The sequence below is a fragment of the Streptomyces rhizoryzae genome (assembly GCF_023155275.1).
Classification (GTDB): domain Bacteria; phylum Actinomycetota; class Actinomycetes; order Streptomycetales; family Streptomycetaceae; genus Streptomyces; species Streptomyces rhizoryzae.
In genome coordinates, this window is record NZ_JALMUV010000010.1 from 42,245 (window position 1) to 57,657 (window position 15,413).

Here is a 15,413-nt window from a genome sequence, read left to right on the forward strand (position 1 = left end):
GAGCGCGGCGAGGTGCCGGCATGAGCGCCTCCGCCGCCGTTCCGCAGCCGGGCCGGACGCGGGCCTTCCTGCGGCTCGTCGTCATCGAGCACTCGGTCTTCGCGCTGCCCTTCGCCTACATCGCGGCGTTCACCGCCATGCACCAGCTGGACCGGCACCTGCACTGGGTGCGGCTGCTGCTGGTCACCGTCGCCATGGTCGGCCTGCGCACCTTCGCGATGGCCGTCAACCGCATCATCGACCGGGAGATCGACGCCCGGAACCCGCGCACGGCCGGGCGCGAGCTGGTCACCGGCGCGGTGTCGGTCAGGTCCGCGTGGACCGGCGCGCTGATCGCCGTGGTCTTCTTCCTGGGCGCGGCCGCGCTGCTCAACCCGCTGTGCCTGGCGCTGGCGCCGGTCGCGGTGGTGCCGATGGTGGTCTATCCCTACGGCAAGCGCTTCACCGACTTCCCGCACGCGATCCTCGGCCTGGCCCAGGCGATGGCCCCGGTCGGCGCCTGGATCGCGATCACCGGCGCGTGGTCCTGGGAGGCGGTGGTCCTCGGCCTCGCGGTCGGCATCTGGATCGGCGGCTTCGACCTGATCTACGCGTGCCAGGACGTCGAGGCGGACCGCCGCAACGGCGTGAAGTCCGTCCCGGCCCGCTTCGGCGTGCCGGGCGCGCTGTGGGGCGCCCGCTGGTGCCATGTCGCCACCACCGCGCTGCTGGCGTGGTACGGCGCCGCCATCGGCGCCGGGGTCTTCTTCTGGCTCGGCCTGGTGATCGTGGCGGCGGCCTTCTGCTACGAGCACGCGCTCGTCCGCCCGCACGACACCTCGCGGCTCAACCGCGCGTTCTTCCAGGTCAACAGCTTCATCGGGATCGCGCTGTTCGTCTGCGCGGTGCTGGACCTGTTCGTCCGCGGCCTGACGCCCTGAGGCGGCGGGGCCGCCCCTCGCGAGGCCCGGCCGGTCAGCCTGCGCCGACCGGCCGGGCCTCGGCGCTCCAGGGGGTGTCCGTAAAGTCCCGTCCGCCCTCCGGGCGAACGACGCGACGTCACGGACACCGCTAGCGCGGGAGGGGTCCGGTGCCGCCCCCGGCCGCCACCCCGGCCCGGCCCCGCTCGCGCAGCAGGAACGCCGCCAGCACGCCGCCGGCCAGCCCGAACAGATGGGCCTGCCAGCTGATGCCGCTGGTGGTGGGCAGCGCGCCCCACAGGATCGACCCGTAGACCGCGCCGACCACCAGCCCGATCACGATGTCCAGCGGCTTGCGCTCGACGAAGCCGCGGACCAGGAGGTAGCCGAAGAGCCCGAAGACCACCCCGGAGGCGCCGGCGGTGGTGCTGCCCGGGGCGGCGGTCAGCCACACGCCCACGCCGCTGACCAGGATGATCAGCAGGGCGGCGGCCAGGAACCGGCGGATCCCGCTGCGCAGCGCGGCGACGAAGCCCAGCACCAGCAGCGGGAGGGTGTTGGCCGCCAGGTGGCCGAAGCCGAAGTGGAGGAAGGCGGCCGGGACCACGTCGAGCAGCCCGTCCGCGTCGCGGGGGCGGATGCCGTAGGCGTCGAGGGCGTTCCCGCTGAGGGTGTCGGCGATCTCCAGGGCCCAGAGCAGCGCGATCCAGCCCAGCATGAGGAAGAGCGCGGGCCGGGCCCGTGCCGTGCGCGGTGTCATCTCCCGCCCCCTTCGCCGCCGGCCTGCCGCCGGGGTGTCGTCCGGTGCGTCCGGTGCGGTGCCGGCGCACAGGTAGTAACGGTCGTGGCGGCCCTGTCGGTTCCGCCGGATAGGCTCGATCCGTGGAGCCGCCGCACATCGACACCAGCAAGCCGGACCCGGGGCGCCGCCCGTGGGTCGTGGGAATCTCCGGGGCGTCCGGGACGCCGTTCGCCGCGTCCGTCCTGCGCGGACTGCTCGCGGCCGGGGAGGCGGTGGATCTCGTCGTCAGCCGGGCCTCGCGCCTGACGCTGCTGGACGAGACCGGGATCGCCTTCCGGGACGCGCACTGGCGGGCCGATCTGCGGCAGTGGCTGGCGCGCGGCGCCGACGGCAAGCCGGAGACGTTCCCGGTGACCGAGGAGGCGCTGGCGGCGGTCCGGTACTGGCCGGCCGGGGACCTGGCGGCGGGGCCGTCGTCGGGCTCGTATCCGGCGAAGGGGATGCTGATCGTCCCGGCGAGCACGGCGTGTGTGGCCGGGGTGGCGCTGGGGCTGTCGAAGGACCTGCTCCAGCGGGTGGCGAGCGTGACGCTCAAGGAGCGGCGGCCGCTGGTCGTCGCGGTGCGGGAGACCCCGCTGAACGGGCAGACGCTGAAGGCCCTGGTGGCGCTGGACGAGGCGGGCGCGGTGGTGCTGCCCGCCTCTCCGGCGTTCTACGCGGGTGCGACGCACATCCAGGATCTGGTGGATTTCGTCGCGGGCCGGGTGCTCGACGCGGCACGGGTGCCGCACGGGCTGTACCGGCGGTGGGAAGGGGAGCTGGGGGGCGGCTCCAAGGGGGAGGCCCGGTAGCTCGTCAGCGCTTCTTGGTGGCGGCGCGGCCGAGGCGGCGCCGGGTCCGCGGGGTGGCGGACTGCTGGGCGGCACGGGAACGATTGGCCTGGTCCTGCAGCTCACGCATGCGGGCGTAGGCCATCTCGATCGAGTACACGGTGTCTTCTCCTGTTGAAAGATCGTCCTTGATCATTCTAAATGAATCACAGGGCTCGGACCCTGTATGCCTTAGATTCTACATGCAGAACGCAGAAACGCGGAAAGATTGGAAGGCTTGAGGGCATGGACGCGGTGGATAGGCAGCTCATCCAGGCACTTCGCGAGAACGGCAGGGCCTCCTACGCCGAACTCGGCCGGCTCGTCGGCCTCTCCGGTCCCAGCGTCACGGACCGGATCAACCGCCTCGAAGCGGCCGGTGTGATCACCGGTTACCGCGCGACGGTCAACGCGGCCTCGCTGGGCCTGGGCGTCACCGCCCTGGTCGGCATCTCCCTCTCGGACGCCGCCGACCACGAGGACGTGGCCCGCCGGCTGAAGGACCTGGCCGAGATCGAGGACTGCTGGTTCATCGCCGGCGACGACTCCTACATGCTCAAGGTCCGGGTCGGCGACGTCGACGGGCTGGAGCGCACCATCCGCCGGCTCTCCGGCACCAAGGGCGTCTCCCGCACGCGGACCACGATCGTGCTCTCCACCAAGTGGGAGAACCGCGTCGGCGAACTCCCCGAAGAGGTGGACTGACCCGGTCGGACGCACCGGCGGACGGAGGCCCGGGGCGCCCCCAAGGGGCCTCCGTCCGCGGCGGAAGCGGGGGAGTAGGCTCGGCGAAGCCCGTTTTTCGCACGAAACGGCCAGCGTTTCACGGGAAACGGCCGGAGACACACGGAGATGGTGGGAGGCGACCCGATGGCTGCGTCGATGGATGCGGGCCTCAAGCGCGAGCTGGAAGCGAAGGTCCACGCCGGGGAGCGGCTGACCCGCGAGGACGGGATCGCCCTCTACGCGTCCGACGACCTCGCATGGCTGGGCGGCCTCGCCCACGAGGTGCGGACCCGGAAGAACGGCGACGCCGTCCACTTCAACGTCAACCGCCACCTCAACATGACGAACGTGTGCACCGCGTCCTGCGCGTACTGCTCGTTCCAGCGCAAGCCGGGCGAGAAGGACGCGTACACCATGCGCATCGAGGAAGCCGTCCGCCTCGCCAAGGCGATGGAGAACGAGAACCTCACCGAGCTGCACATCGTCAACGGCCTCCACCCCACCCTGCCGTGGCGCTACTACCCGCGCTCGCTGCGGGAGCTGAAGAAGGCGCTGCCGAACGTCTCGCTCAAGGCGTTCACCGCCACCGAGATCCACCACTTCGAGACCATCTCCGGCCTGTCCGCCTCGGAGATCCTCGACGAACTCATCGACGCCGGGCTGGAGTCGCTGACCGGCGGCGGCGCCGAGATCTTCGACTGGGAGGTCCGGCAGCACATCGTCGACCACGCCACCCACTGGGAGGACTGGTCGCGGATCCACCGCCTGGCCCACGAGAAGGGCCTCAAGACGCCCTGCACCATGCTCTACGGGCACATCGAGGAGCCCCGCCACCGCGTCGACCACGTGCTGCGGCTGCGCGAACTCCAGGACGAGACCGGCGGCTTCCAGGTCTTCATCCCGCTGCGCTACCAGCACGACTTCGTGGACATGCAGGACGGCAAGGTCCGCAACAAGCTCCAGGCCCGCACCACCATGGCCAGCGGCGCCGAGGCGCTCAAGACCTTCGCGGTCTCCCGGCTGCTCTTCGACAACGTCCCGCACGTCAAGGTCTTCTGGGTGATGCACGGGGTGCAGACCGCCCAGCTCGCCCTCCAGCACGGCGCCGACGACATGGACGGCTCGGTCGTCGAGTACAAGATCACCCACGACGCGGACAACTACGGCACGCCCAACAAGCTCACCCGCGACGACCTGCTGGAGCTGATCCGGGACGCCGGCTTCCGCCCCGTCGAGCGCAACACCCGCTACGAGACCATCCGCGAGTACCCGGGCCCGGACCCCGAGCGCCGCGAGGCCCCGCAGCCGATGCGCCTCTGACCTGCCGCCTCCCGCGGACACCCCGGTAGGGTCCGGCCCATGAGCGTGCGCTTCGAGCTGGACCCTGCCGTCACCCCCGACGTACGCGACGGGATCTGCGCGCTGTGGGCCGACGTCTCCAACGCCGGCGGCGCGGTCGGCTTCGTCCCGCCCGTCACCCCCGAGGACATCCGCCCCGACCTCGTCCGCCGCCTCGCGGCCCTCGCCGAGGGCGACGAGCGCCTCGTCGCCGGCCGGGACGCCGGCGGCCGGGTGGTCGCCACCGCCTTCCTCGCCCGCAACCGGCACCGCCTCTACACCCACTGGCTGTGGGTCTACACCGTGATGGTCCACCCCTCCCTCCAGGGCCGCGGGGTGGGCCGCGCGCTGATGGCCGCGGTCGCCGACGCCGCCCGCACCACCGGCGGCGCCATCGGCCTCCGCCTCACCTGCCGCGGCGGCACCGGACTGTCCCGCTTCTACGCGTCCTGCGGCTATCGCGAGATCGGCCGCGCCCCCCGCGCCATCCGGCTCGCCGACGACGACTACCGCGACGACGTCACCATGTGGCTGGACCTGGACTGACGCCCCGCACCCGGGGGCCCGGAAGATCACCCGCCGCCCTGTGCTTGACTGGACGGCAGACCCTTTCGGTTGCCGTTGAGAAGAAGGTCCCGACCGTGCGTAGCCACCAGTTCGCCACACTCCGCTACACCGCCCTTCGCATCGGCCTGTTCGCCGTCTGCTTCGCCGTGGTGTGGGTGCTGGCCTACTTCCGGATCATCCCCCTCGGTGTCGGCAACTCCAACACCGTCTGGATGCTGCTGCTCGCCATCGTCATCTCCGCGCCGCTCAGCTTCGTGCTGCTGCGCAAGCAGCGGGACGCGATGTCCGAGCAGATCGTGGCCCGGGTGGACCGCCAGAAGGAGCGGCTCGCCGCCAACCAGCGCATGGAGGACGGGCTGTAGGCCCCGCCCCCGCCCCGCCCCCCGGACTGTAAGACGCGTCACGTCGGCGCGCGGTCCGGCCCCCGCCCCCGTCCGGCGCCCCTGCCGCGGAGTCCCAACTCCCCGGCACGGGCGCCGTTTTGCTGCCTCCCGCCCGATCCGTACCGATCCGCCGGGCCCGCCCGCGTCCCAAAGATTTTCTTTGGGTCCCTCAAAGTTCAAGTGTTAACGTACTGGGCATGACGAACGCAGCAGCGCCCTCGAACCCCATGAGCGTCCCGCTCGTGGTGCGCCTGCACGTCGATCTTTGCCGCTGTATGTCCGCGGCCTGTCGCCGCCGCTGACATGTCCCCCGGCGGCCGGAGATCCCGTTTCACACGTACGGACCTCCTGGCGCTTTGAGCACCCCCATCCCGACGCCCCGCGTCCACGCCTTTCCCGTCCCCGGAGTGTGTCCGTTGTCCACGCCTGCCCAGACCCCCGCGCCCGCAGCGGCGCCCCAGGCCCCGAAGGGCTCCCGCATACCCAAGATTCCGTTCTGGGTGCAGATCCTGGCCGGCCTCGTCCTCGGCGTCCTGCTCGGCTGGGTCGCCAAGAGCGGTGACGTCGGCTGGCTCGGCGGCACCCTGGAGCACATCGGCGACCTCTTCGTCCAGCTGCTGAAGCTGGCCGTCGCCCCCCTGGTCTTCTTCGCGATCCTGGTGTCGATCACCAACCTGCGGCAGGTCAACAACGCCGCCCGGCTCGCCACCCGCACCCTGCTGTGGTTCATGATCACGTCGCTGATCGCGGTGGCGATCGGCCTGGCGATCGGCCTGCTGACGCACCCCGGCGCGGGCACCGGCCTGACCCCCAAGGACGGCAAGCTCCCGCAGCACACCGGCTCCTGGATCGACTTCCTGACCGGCATCGTCCCCACCGACGTCATCACACCGTTCACCCAGCTCAACGTCCTCCAGATCGTCTTCATGGCGGCCGTCGCCGGTATCGCCGCCCTCCAGCTCGGCGAGAAGGCCGAACCGGTCCTCACGATCAGCCGGTCCGCCCTGGAACTCCTCCAGAAGGCCCTGTGGTGGGTCATCCGCCTCGCCCCGATCGGCACCATCGGCCTCATCGGCCACGCCATCGCCACCTACGGCTGGAACCTCATCGGCAAGTACGCCACGTTCACCGTCGACATCTACGTCGGCTGCGCGCTGGTCCTCTTCGTGGTCTACCCGGTGCTGCTGTCGGCCGTCGCCAAGGTCAACCCGCTCCAGTTCTTCCGCGGCGCCTGGCCCGCCATCCAGCTGGCCTTCGTCTCCCGCTCCTCGGTCGGCACCATGCCGGTCACCCAGAAGGTCACCGAGCGCCTCGGCGTCCCCCGCGAGTACGCCTCCTTCGCGGTGCCGTTCGGCTCGACCACCAAGATGGACGGCTGCGCCTCCATCTACCCGGCGATCGCCGCGATCTTCATCGCGCAGATCTTCAACGTCCACCTGAGCATCGCCGACTACGTCCTGATCGCCTTCGTCTCGGTCATCGGCTCCGCCGCCACCGCCGGCCTCACCGGCGCCACGGTCATGCTGACCCTGACCCTCTCGACGCTGGGCCTCCCCCTGGAGGGCGTCGGCCTGCTGATGGCCATCGACCCGATCCTGGACATGATGCGCACCGCCACCAACGTGGCCGGCCAGTCGGTCATCCCGATCCTGGTCTCCGCCCGCGAGAAGATCCTGGACCGCGACGCCTACGCCCGCGCCACCAGCATCCGCATCGGCGAGACCCAGGACGGCTCCGCCGAGCCCGCCGCCGAGCGCGAGCCGGCGCCCGTCGCGGCCTGACCCGCCGCCGGCACCGCACGGCGCCCCCGCGGCCACCGCTTTCAAGGTGGCCGCGGGGGCGCCGCCGCGTTCCGGCGCACCCCCGTCCCGCGCCGGACCGCTCAGCCCCGCGACGCCTCCGGTGCCGCCGCGGTGTGCGCCAGGATCGCCGCGGCCAGCGGACCGTGGACCTCCGGCGGCAGCGCGTGCCCCATCCCGGGCACCTCCACCACCTGCGCCGCGCCGACGGCCTGGGCCAGGTGCTGCGGGTGCGGCGGCGGGAACACCGGCTCGGCCGGGGCGGACACCACCAGCACCGGCACCTCGTTGCGGGCCAGCGCCTCGGTGCGCAGCATCCCGCTGTCGTCGGCCCGCCCGTGCGCGGTGCCGACCCGGTGGTGCCCGGTGTGCGCGATGACCCGCCGCTCCAGCGCGCGGTAGAACTCCGCGTCGAACGGCAGCCCGCCGCCGGAGAGCACCCGCCAGTGCGCCACCCGCCGCTCGATCTCCGCCTCCTCGCCGCGGTCCGCCACCGGCCGGGCCCACATCTCCAGCACCTCGGGCGCGATGCCCGGCAGCTCCGCCACCGGCACGCTGCCGCCGCCGGGCGGGGTGTACGGGGCGGTGCTGAGCGCGCACGTCCCGATCAGCGTGGCGCTGAGCACCCGCTCCGGACGGTCGGCGAGGACCAGCTGCGTGAGCATCCCGCCCAGCGACATCCCGACCAGGTGTGCCCGCGCGATCCCCAGCCCGTCCAGCACCGCGAGCACATCGCCGGCCAGGTCGGCGATCCGGTACGGCCGTTCGTCGAACGACCAGGTGGAGCGCCCGGTGTCCCGGTGGTCGTAGCGGATCACCCGGTGCCGTGCGGCCAGCGCGTCCACCAGCGGCTCCGGCCAGCCCACCCCGGTGGCCTGCGCGCCCATCACCAGCAGCAGCGGCGGCGCGCCGGCCGGTCCGCGCTGCTCCGTCCACAGCCGGACCCCCGCCCCGGCCGCGACGAACCGCTCCTCGGCCTCCGCCGTCCCCGGCACCGGCATGGCTGACCTCCCGTGTCGTCCACCATCCAACGTGACGCTACGTATCGTCTCGTCAGTGGGAAAGGCGTGTCAAGCGCCCGGGGCGGGGGCGGGGATCGGGGGCGCTCCGCCACCTCGGGCGCTCCGGACATGGCCGTGCCTTTACGAAAGGCAGTGGCTCCGGCTCTGGAGCCCTGGCCCTCGGCGCGTCAAACTGGAACCCCGTGTCACCTCTGTGGGGGAGGTGGCACGGGGCCTTGCGGCCTGCCGCGCGGCGGCCGCGGGCTCCGCCGTCCGCCTCACCGCGGCGGCAGCGCCACCGCCGTCTGCATCTGGCAGGAATTGCACCAGAACGCCCAGCCGTTGGCGTCCACGGACCGCGAACCGCACGCCAGGCACGGGTCGCCGACGAAGCTCGCCGCCACCCACGCCCCGGCCGACGCGGCCCGCCGCCCGGCCGCCGCCCGCTCCTCGGCGTAACAGGGAATGCACACCCCGCCCTCCCGGCCCGGCAGCTTCATCGGCCGCAGCCCGCAGACGGCGCACGGGAGTCTGCCGACGTACCGCGCGTCCAGGCCGACCGGCTTGCCGCTTCTGCTGAAGGCCGCCATGGTCCGCCTCCGCCTCCTTCATGCCAGGACCGTTCCGGTGCCGGCGCAGCCGGAGCACTGGGTGGTGACCTTGTGGCCGCCCGGGGTCTCCCACTCGACGGTGCCCGCGCCACCGCAGTCCGGGCACGGCTTCTGCGGGGGCATGCTGTCGCTCATTCTGCCCACGGTAGAACCTGGCATGTGGCGGTGCGACCACTTTGCGTGATCGCACCTCGCGGTTCCGCTTTCACCGGCCGCGGGCCTTCTCATGCGACCGGGGGTCCGGTTTTTTCCGCTCCCGGAAGGCCCCTCCGGCAGTCGCCGGAAGAGCGCCGGTGCGCGGGGTGGGCGAGCGGCCGGGCGGGACGGGAGTCCGCAGGCCAGGGCCGGTGCCGGAGGCCGGCCGGGCCCGGGCGGGGTGGCCGGGGCGAAGGGGAATGCGGAGGATTTCCCGCGCCGGCGCATCGCGCCGACGCGCAATCCGGCGGTGCCGCGCGGGCGCATTTCCCCGCCGTTCCCCGATCTTTCCCGCGCCTTTCCCGGAACCTTCCCGGGCCTTTCCCGGATCTTCGAGAACCGGGGAATTCTTCGTTCCGTTCCCGGCCGGCATTGCGCGCCGGACGGGGCCCGCGCGGGCCGCCGGCGCACCGCGGGCGGGGGCGGCTCCGCCCCGCGGACGGCCCGGAACCGGTCCCTCCGGCCCCCGGGTGGCCGATATTCACCTGGTATTCATTTCCCCGCCCGGCGGGCCGCGGGAAATCCCCCGGCGGCGAGGCTGTACGAAAGCCGGTACAAAAGGCAGGAGCCCCTCTCCGCCCGGAGGCGGAGGGGGGCTCCTTGGGTGCTACCGGTCGATCGGTTGAGAAAGACCGGAGCGGGTTACTCAGGCCGGGGTGACGTTCTCCGCCTGCGGGCCCTTCGGGCCCTGGGTGACGTCGAACGTGACCTGCTGGTTCTCCTCGAGGGAGCGGAAACCAGTGGCGTTGATCGCGGAGTAGTGGACGAAGACATCCGGGCCGCCGCCGTCCTGGGCGATGAAGCCGAAGCCCTTTTCAGCGTTGAACCACTTGACGGTTCCGGTAGCCATGAGCCCTCCTTGGGCCAAAGGGTTGCCCTGCTCCAGAACCTGCAAAGAAGTCTGAAAACTACAAAAGCCTGCGGGTCACATGCTCCGCAGGCTCTGTACTGCAAGGGAAACCAAACTGCAACTTGGCCTGAGCCTAGCATGGTGCGCTCCGGACGGGGAAGAGCCAAAGATCACGTTTGGCCGCGGCCCGGAATGGCCATACCGCCCCCGGCGTCCGTCGCGGCGCCCCCCGGGACTAGCCTCCGCATGTGGACAATTCAACCTTCCGAGACGCGCCCGCAGGAGCCGACGCCGACCACCGTCGCAGCCGGCCGCGGGTGGGCCACATCCAGTTCCTGAACTGCCTGCCCCTTTACTGGGGCCTGGCCCGTACGGGCACCCTGCTCGACCTGGACCTCACCAAGGACACCCCCGAGAAGCTCAGCGAACAGCTGGTGCGCGGGGACCTCGACATCGCGCCGATCACCCTCGTCGAATTCCTCCGCGCCGCCGACGACCTGGTCGCCTTTCCCGACCTCGCGGTCGGTTGCGACGGGCCCGTGATGTCCTGCGTGATCGTCTCGCAGAAGCCGCTGGACCGGCTGGACGGCGCCCGCGTCGCCCTCGGGTCGACCTCCCGGACCTCCGTCCGGCTGGCGCAGCTGCTGCTGGCCGAGAAGATCGGGGTGCGGCCCGACTACTTCACCTGCCCGCCGGACCTCGGCCTGATGATGCAGGAGGCCGACGCGGCGGTGCTGATCGGCGACGCCGCGCTCCGCGCCAACCTGCACGACGGCCCCGCCCTCGGCCTGGACGTCCACGACCTCGGCCGGATGTGGAAGGACTGGACCGGCCTGCCGTTCGTCTTCGCCGTCTGGGCGGCCCGGCGCGACTACCTGGAGCGCGAGCCCGCCGTGGTCCGCTCGGTGCACGAGGCGTTCCTGGCCTCCCGGGACCTGTCCCTGGACGAGGTCGGCAAGGTGGCCGAACAGGCCGCCCGCTGGGAGCACTTCGACGAGGCGGTACTGGAGCGGTACTTCACCACCCTGGACTTCCGGTTCGGCCCCGACCAGCTGCGCGGCGTCACCGAGTTCGCCCGCCGGGTGGGCCCGACCACCGGCTTCCCGGCGGACGTCCGGGTGGACCTGCTGGCGCGCACCGGGGCGTAGCCGGGCGGGAGCCGGGCCGCGGTGGGCCCAGGGCGGCCCGTGGCGGCTCTCGCGCGCCCGGCGCGCCCCCGCGGGCGCCCCGCCGGCCGGACCGGCCGCTACGGCGCCGGTGTGGGCCCCCGCAGGACCCGGCTGATCGCCTCCAGGCTCACGTCCCGCATCCCCTGGACGTAGCTCCTGGCCGTGTGGCCGCCGCCCTCGATGACGTGCAGCCGGGCGTGCACCGGCCCCTTGGCGTACCGCTGGATGAACCGCTCCAGATTCGCCCGGCCGCCCTCCCGCGTCCCGATCTGGAACTGGAGGAAGACCTCCGGGCCGCCGGGCCGGGCGGCGAGGCGCCGGGCCAGCACCTCCGGGTCGTTGGCCCGCTTCTCCGCCCGGTGGCCGCGCCACAGCGGCGAGTCCGGACGGGTGTCCGGGCCGCTGGCGATCGCCGCCTTGAAGCGGTCCGGGTGCGCCAGGACCTGCTTCAGGGCCGCGAACCCCCCGGACGAGGACCCCATGAACGCCCAGCCGTCCCGGTCGGCGAACGTCCGGAAGTTGGCCCTGACCAGGCCGGGCACGTCGTCGGACAGCCAGGTGCCCATCTTCGGCTGCCCGGGGATGTCGCTGCCGTCGTAGTAGTGCCGGGCAGGGTTGAGGACCGGCATCACCACCAGGAACGGCTTGCTGCGGCCCTGGAAGACCAGGTCGGTAAGGGTGCGCTGGAGCTTCAGGCCGGGGCGCGCCCAGTAGTTGTCCGGGTAGCCGTAGCTGCCGGGCAGCGCGATCAGCACCGGGAACGCGCTGTTCCGGTAGCGCGCCTCGTAGTACTCCTTCGGCGCCCAGACCCACACCTTGCCGGTGACGCCGGACTTCTCGCCGTGCAGCGTGGTGACGCCGATCTTCGTGCCGTCGGAGAGCGTCGCGGCCGTCCGGAACGCGGCCTGCGGGCCGCCCGGCAGCCGGACCGCCGGATCGGCCGCCGAGGCCCGCACCGGGCCCGGGGCGCCCCCGGGCAGCGTCTGGCTGAACGACATCGGCTCACCGATGTCGTTGAGCACGTCCAGGTACTTGACGGTCGGGTAGGCGCACAGGCCCACGAGGGCGATCAGCCCGGTGAGGAAGGACATCCGCCACCTCGGGCGGCGGCGCGGGCGCCCCTTTGAGCCTTCCGGTGTCCGGCGCGCCGGACCGGAGCACCCGGAGCGGCGCGGGCGGCCGGTCAGGCCGCGGCGGGCGGTGCGGAAGTCCTGGCGCGGGCCGTACGGGCGGTCCCCGGGGGTGAGGTGCACGGGCGGTCTCCCGAGGGACGGGCCCTGGACCCAGGGCGCGCGGGACGGATGGTCGGCTTGCGCCCTGTTTGATGCGGAAAGGGGGCCGCCGGGTTTCGGGAGCGCGGCATGACCTGGGTCATAAGCGGCATGACCCGGGCCCGCCGCCGGCGGGGAGTTCACCGGGCGGGCGCCGTACGGCGCGGTGCCGGCGGGCCGTCAGGGCGGGGCGACGCGGCGGCGCGCCCAAGAGACGGCCCCGGCGCGGACGGCGGCCGCCCCCGACGCCGTCAGACCCCTGGCGTACGCTGGTCGAGTCCTTCAGTCCTTCTGTAACGCCTCGAAAGGGACGCCCCGGTGACCGAGAACGCCGACCTCCAGTCCGTACTCGACCGCGCCGCCGCGGGCGGCCGCATCACGCCGGAGGAGGCGCTCGACCTCTACCGCTCCGCGCCGCTGCACGCGCTGGGCCAGGCCGCCGACGCCGTCCGCCGCCGCCGCTACGCCGGCACCGAGCACATCGCGACGTACATCATCGAGCGCAACATCAACTACACCAACGTCTGCGTGACGGCCTGCAAGTTCTGCGCCTTCTACGCCGCCCCCAAGGACACGGAGAAGGGCTGGACCCGCGACCTCGACGACATCCTGCGCCGCTGCGCGGAGACCGTCGAGCTGGGCGGCACCCAGATCATGTTCCAGGGCGGCCACCACCCGGACTACGGCGTCGAGTACTACGAGAAGCACTTCGCGGCCATCAAGAAGGAATTCCCGCAGCTGGTCATCCACTCCCTCGGCGCCTCCGAGGTCGAGCACATGGCGCGGATCTCCGAGGTGTCGGTCGAGGAGGCCATCACGCGCATCCACGCCGCGGGCCTGGACTCCTTCGCCGGCGCCGGTGCGGAACTCCTCCCCGAGCGCCCCCGCAAGGCCATCGCGCCCCTGAAGGAGTCCGGCGAGCGCTGGCTGGAGATCATGGAGACGGCGCACCGGCTGGGCGTGGAGTCCACGTCCACGATGCTGATGGGCACCGGCGAGACCAACGCCGAGCGCATCGAGCACCTCCGCATGATCCGCGACGTCCAGGACCGCACGGGCGGCTTCCGCGCCTTCATCCCGTACACCTACCAGCCGGAGAACAACCACCTGAAGGGCCGCACCCAGGCCACCCTCTTCGAGTACCTCCGCATGATCGCGATCGCCCGGATCTTCCTCGACAACGTCGCCCACATCCAGGGCTCCTGGCTGACCACCGGCAAGGAGATCGGCCAGCTGTCGCTGCACTACGGCGCGGACGACCTCGGCTCGATCATGCTGGAGGAGAACGTGGTCTCCTCCGCCGGCGCCCGGCACCGCTCCAACCGCCAGGAGATCATCGACCTGATCCGGAAGGCGGGCCGCGTCCCGGCGCAGCGCTCGACGACGTACGAGCACCTGGTCGTGCACGAGGACCCGGCGAACGACCCGGTCGACGACCGCGTCGTCTCCCACCTCTCCTCGACGGCCCTGGAGGGCGGCACCGCCCACCCCGAGCTCAAGCTCGTCGACGCCAGCTGACCCGGCGCCGCGCGCACCGGGCCACCCCACGGCGGGATCCTCCATGCTGACGCTCCATCGGGTGCGGGCCGTCCAGCCGGCCGCCGGCGCCGAGCCCGTCCCCGGCCACGCGGTGGTCGTGGACGGCGACCGGCTGGCCGCCGTCGGCCCGTACGAGGACCTGCTGGCGGCCTACGGCGCACGGGCCCGGATCCGCGAGTGGGACGGGACCCTCACCCCGGGCCGCCACGAACCGGACGGCGCGGCCCTGCTGGAGGCCGCCTACCACCCGGATCCGCGCGAGGCCGGCGACCTGGGCACCGCACCGCTCACCGGCGCCGCGCTGGCCGCCCTCGCGATGACCGAGACCCGCTGGGGCGCCAGCGCCCGCCGCGGCCTCCAGCGCCTCCTGGCCTGCGGCACCACCAGCCTCACCGGCCCCTTCACCCGCCCCGCGGTGCGCACCGCCGTCCACCGCTCCGGCCTCGGCGCGCCGCGCCCGCCCGCCCCGCTCGCGCCGGGCGCCCCGGCCGACTTCGCGATCTTCGCGCCCGACGGCACCTGCCTGGCCACCGTCCTCGCCGGCCGCCTCGTCCACCGCCGCCGCTGACACCCCCCCGACCCCGGACCCCCGACCCCGGACCCCGGACACCTGCCCCGCCGTACCGCCCGGTGCCGGGGCGTGGGGGCGCACGGTGGACAATGACCGGGTGACCCGAGCATCCCTGGACAAGCAGCCGAACGAAGTCGCCGCGATGTTCGACGACGTGGCGGCGCGCTACGACCTGACCAACGAAGTGCTCTCCCTGGGCCAGGCGCGGCTCTGGCGCAAGGAGGTGGACCGCGCGGTCGCCGCGCGGCCCGCCGAGCGGGTCCTCGACCTCGCGGCCGGGACCGGCACCTCCTCGCTGCCGTTCGCGCGGAGCGGGGCCTACGTGGTCCCCTGCGACTTCTCGGTGGGGATGCTGGCGGAGGGCAAGAAGCGGCGCCCCTGGCTGCCGTTCACCGCCGGGGACGGGATGCGGCTGCCGTTCGCGGACGAGGTGTTCGACGCCGTCACGATCTCCTTCGGGCTGCGGAACATCCAGGACACCGACGCGGCGCTGGCCGAGCTGTACCGGGTCACCAAGCCCGGTGGGCGGGTGGTGATCTGCGAGTTCAGCGAGCCGACCTGGGCGCCGTTCCGGACCGTCTACACCGAGTACCTGATGCGGGCGCTGCCGCCGGTCGCGCGGGTGGTCAGCAGCAACCCCGAGGCGTACGTGTACCTCGCCGAGTCGATCCGGACCTGGCCCAACCAGCCGGAACTGGCCGCCCGGCTCCAGGGCGCGGGCTGGACGCGGGTCGCCTGGCGGAATCTGACCGGCGGCATCGTGGCGCTCCACCGGGGCGTGAAGCCGGCGACCGGGGCGTGAGGCCGATATCGGCCCGCCGGCGACCGCCCGCGTAGGGCGGCCCCGCAGAAACGTCAGGGCCCGTCCGGCCGGTGGGAAGGT

At 72.8% G+C, this 15,413-nt stretch carries 18 protein-coding genes; 11 read left to right on the plus strand and 7 right to left on the minus strand.

Annotation, left to right across the window (positions count from 1 at the left end; translation table 11 throughout):
• The first annotated feature begins 20 nt into the window (after nucleotides 1-20).
• Complete coding sequence (mqnP, locus tag MUU72_RS11000) at nucleotides 21-920, plus strand: menaquinone biosynthesis prenyltransferase MqnP (protein WP_248013003.1); 900 nt, start codon at nucleotides 21-23, stop codon at nucleotides 918-920.
• A gap of 130 nt (nucleotides 921-1,050) precedes the next feature.
• Here mqnP and MUU72_RS11005 read toward each other — a convergent pair whose 3' ends face one another.
• Nucleotides 1,051-1,659, minus strand: a complete 609-nt coding sequence (locus MUU72_RS11005) for a rhomboid family intramembrane serine protease (protein WP_248013004.1) — start codon at nucleotides 1,657-1,659, stop codon at nucleotides 1,051-1,053.
• A 122-nt stretch (nucleotides 1,660-1,781) separates the two neighbouring features.
• Here MUU72_RS11005 and MUU72_RS11010 point away from each other — a divergent pair, with 122 nt between their 5' ends.
• Nucleotides 1,782-2,492: a UbiX family flavin prenyltransferase gene (locus tag MUU72_RS11010; RefSeq protein WP_248013005.1), complete on the plus strand. Its 711-nt coding sequence runs from the start codon at nucleotides 1,782-1,784 to the stop codon at nucleotides 2,490-2,492.
• A 4-nt stretch (nucleotides 2,493-2,496) separates the two neighbouring features.
• Here MUU72_RS11010 and MUU72_RS11015 read toward each other — a convergent pair whose 3' ends face one another.
• Complete coding sequence (locus tag MUU72_RS11015) at nucleotides 2,497-2,667, minus strand: hypothetical protein (RefSeq protein ID WP_248013006.1); 171 nt, start codon at nucleotides 2,665-2,667, stop codon at nucleotides 2,497-2,499.
• 89 nt (nucleotides 2,668-2,756) lie between these two features.
• Here MUU72_RS11015 and MUU72_RS11020 point away from each other — a divergent pair, with 89 nt between their 5' ends.
• The 5 genes from MUU72_RS11020 to MUU72_RS11040 all read left to right on the plus strand — a co-directional run bounded on the left by MUU72_RS11020 (nucleotide 2,757) and on the right by MUU72_RS11040 (nucleotide 7,305).
• Nucleotides 2,757-3,215, plus strand: coding sequence for an Lrp/AsnC family transcriptional regulator (locus MUU72_RS11020; RefSeq protein ID WP_248013007.1), 459 nt, complete (start codon nucleotides 2,757-2,759; stop codon nucleotides 3,213-3,215).
• 177 nt (nucleotides 3,216-3,392) lie between these two features.
• On the plus strand, nucleotides 3,393-4,556 hold the full coding sequence (mqnE, locus tag MUU72_RS11025; protein WP_248013102.1) for an aminofutalosine synthase MqnE: 1,164 nt from the start codon (nucleotides 3,393-3,395) through the stop codon (nucleotides 4,554-4,556).
• A 39-nt stretch (nucleotides 4,557-4,595) separates the two neighbouring features.
• Nucleotides 4,596-5,120: a GNAT family N-acetyltransferase gene (locus MUU72_RS11030; RefSeq protein WP_248013008.1), complete on the plus strand. Its 525-nt coding sequence runs from the start codon at nucleotides 4,596-4,598 to the stop codon at nucleotides 5,118-5,120.
• A 95-nt stretch (nucleotides 5,121-5,215) separates the two neighbouring features.
• Nucleotides 5,216-5,503 carry a DUF4229 domain-containing protein gene (locus MUU72_RS11035; protein WP_248013009.1) on the plus strand — a complete coding sequence of 96 codons (288 nt, stop codon included), beginning with the start codon at nucleotides 5,216-5,218 and terminating at the stop codon, nucleotides 5,501-5,503.
• Nucleotides 5,504-5,940: 437 nt separating this feature from the next.
• Nucleotides 5,941-7,305, plus strand: a complete 1,365-nt coding sequence (locus MUU72_RS11040; protein ID WP_248013010.1) for a dicarboxylate/amino acid:cation symporter — start codon at nucleotides 5,941-5,943, stop codon at nucleotides 7,303-7,305.
• A 101-nt stretch (nucleotides 7,306-7,406) separates the two neighbouring features.
• Here MUU72_RS11040 and MUU72_RS11045 read toward each other — a convergent pair whose 3' ends face one another.
• From MUU72_RS11045 to MUU72_RS11060, 4 genes are all read right to left on the minus strand, one after another.
• Complete coding sequence (locus MUU72_RS11045; RefSeq protein WP_248013011.1) at nucleotides 7,407-8,324, minus strand: alpha/beta fold hydrolase; 918 nt, start codon at nucleotides 8,322-8,324, stop codon at nucleotides 7,407-7,409.
• 278 nt (nucleotides 8,325-8,602) lie between these two features.
• A complete protein-coding gene (locus MUU72_RS11050; RefSeq protein WP_248013012.1) occupies nucleotides 8,603-8,914 on the minus strand; it encodes a hypothetical protein in 312 nt (103 codons plus the stop codon).
• 18 nt (nucleotides 8,915-8,932) lie between these two features.
• Nucleotides 8,933-9,070: a hypothetical protein gene (locus MUU72_RS11055; RefSeq protein ID WP_248013013.1), complete on the minus strand. Its 138-nt coding sequence runs from the start codon at nucleotides 9,068-9,070 to the stop codon at nucleotides 8,933-8,935.
• A gap of 706 nt (nucleotides 9,071-9,776) precedes the next feature.
• Nucleotides 9,777-9,980 carry a cold-shock protein gene (locus tag MUU72_RS11060; RefSeq protein WP_043264958.1) on the minus strand — a complete coding sequence of 68 codons (204 nt, stop codon included), beginning with the start codon at nucleotides 9,978-9,980 and terminating at the stop codon, nucleotides 9,777-9,779.
• 248 nt (nucleotides 9,981-10,228) lie between these two features.
• On the opposite strand from MUU72_RS11060, the gene MUU72_RS11065 reads away from it, so the two are divergent.
• On the plus strand, nucleotides 10,229-11,128 hold the full coding sequence (locus tag MUU72_RS11065; protein WP_248013014.1) for a menaquinone biosynthetic enzyme MqnA/MqnD family protein: 900 nt from the start codon (nucleotides 10,229-10,231) through the stop codon (nucleotides 11,126-11,128).
• A 98-nt stretch (nucleotides 11,129-11,226) separates the two neighbouring features.
• On the opposite strand, the gene MUU72_RS11070 is transcribed toward MUU72_RS11065, so the two are convergent.
• Entirely contained in the window at nucleotides 11,227-12,240 is a 1,014-nt protein-coding gene (locus tag MUU72_RS11070; protein WP_248013015.1) for an alpha/beta hydrolase, read from the minus strand.
• 498 nt (nucleotides 12,241-12,738) lie between these two features.
• On the opposite strand from MUU72_RS11070, the gene mqnC reads away from it, so the two are divergent.
• The 3 genes from mqnC to MUU72_RS11085 all read left to right on the plus strand — a co-directional run bounded on the left by mqnC (nucleotide 12,739) and on the right by MUU72_RS11085 (nucleotide 15,332).
• Nucleotides 12,739-13,938, plus strand: a complete 1,200-nt coding sequence (gene mqnC / locus MUU72_RS11075; protein WP_248013016.1) for a cyclic dehypoxanthinyl futalosine synthase — start codon at nucleotides 12,739-12,741, stop codon at nucleotides 13,936-13,938.
• Nucleotides 13,939-13,981: 43 nt separating this feature from the next.
• Nucleotides 13,982-14,527 carry an imidazolonepropionase-like domain-containing protein gene (locus tag MUU72_RS11080; RefSeq protein WP_248013017.1) on the plus strand — a complete coding sequence of 182 codons (546 nt, stop codon included), beginning with the start codon at nucleotides 13,982-13,984 and terminating at the stop codon, nucleotides 14,525-14,527.
• A 100-nt stretch (nucleotides 14,528-14,627) separates the two neighbouring features.
• Entirely contained in the window at nucleotides 14,628-15,332 is a 705-nt protein-coding gene (locus MUU72_RS11085) for a demethylmenaquinone methyltransferase (RefSeq protein WP_248013018.1), read from the plus strand.
• Nucleotides 15,333-15,413: the final 81 nt, after the last annotated feature.

Coding starts and splice junctions, on each gene's coding strand:
- mqnP (WP_248013003.1), top strand. CDS start 21: ATGAGCGCCTCCGCCGCCGTTCCGCAGCCGGGCCGGACGCGGGCCTTC.
- MUU72_RS11005 (WP_248013004.1), bottom strand. CDS start 1,659: ATGACACCGCGCACGGCACGGGCCCGGCCCGCGCTCTTCCTCATGCTG.
- MUU72_RS11015 (WP_248013006.1), bottom strand. CDS start 2,667: ATGATCAAGGACGATCTTTCAACAGGAGAAGACACCGTGTACTCGATC.
- MUU72_RS11020 (WP_248013007.1), top strand. CDS start 2,757: ATGGACGCGGTGGATAGGCAGCTCATCCAGGCACTTCGCGAGAACGGC.
- mqnE (WP_248013102.1), top strand. CDS start 3,393: ATGGATGCGGGCCTCAAGCGCGAGCTGGAAGCGAAGGTCCACGCCGGG.
- MUU72_RS11030 (WP_248013008.1), top strand. CDS start 4,596: ATGAGCGTGCGCTTCGAGCTGGACCCTGCCGTCACCCCCGACGTACGC.
- MUU72_RS11045 (WP_248013011.1), bottom strand. CDS start 8,324: ATGCCGGTGCCGGGGACGGCGGAGGCCGAGGAGCGGTTCGTCGCGGCC.
- MUU72_RS11050 (WP_248013012.1), bottom strand. CDS start 8,914: ATGGCGGCCTTCAGCAGAAGCGGCAAGCCGGTCGGCCTGGACGCGCGG.
- MUU72_RS11055 (WP_248013013.1), bottom strand. CDS start 9,070: ATGAGCGACAGCATGCCCCCGCAGAAGCCGTGCCCGGACTGCGGTGGC.
- MUU72_RS11060 (WP_043264958.1), bottom strand. CDS start 9,980: ATGGCTACCGGAACCGTCAAGTGGTTCAACGCTGAAAAGGGCTTCGGC.
- MUU72_RS11070 (WP_248013015.1), bottom strand. CDS start 12,240: ATGTCCTTCCTCACCGGGCTGATCGCCCTCGTGGGCCTGTGCGCCTAC.
- MUU72_RS11080 (WP_248013017.1), top strand. CDS start 13,982: ATGCTGACGCTCCATCGGGTGCGGGCCGTCCAGCCGGCCGCCGGCGCC.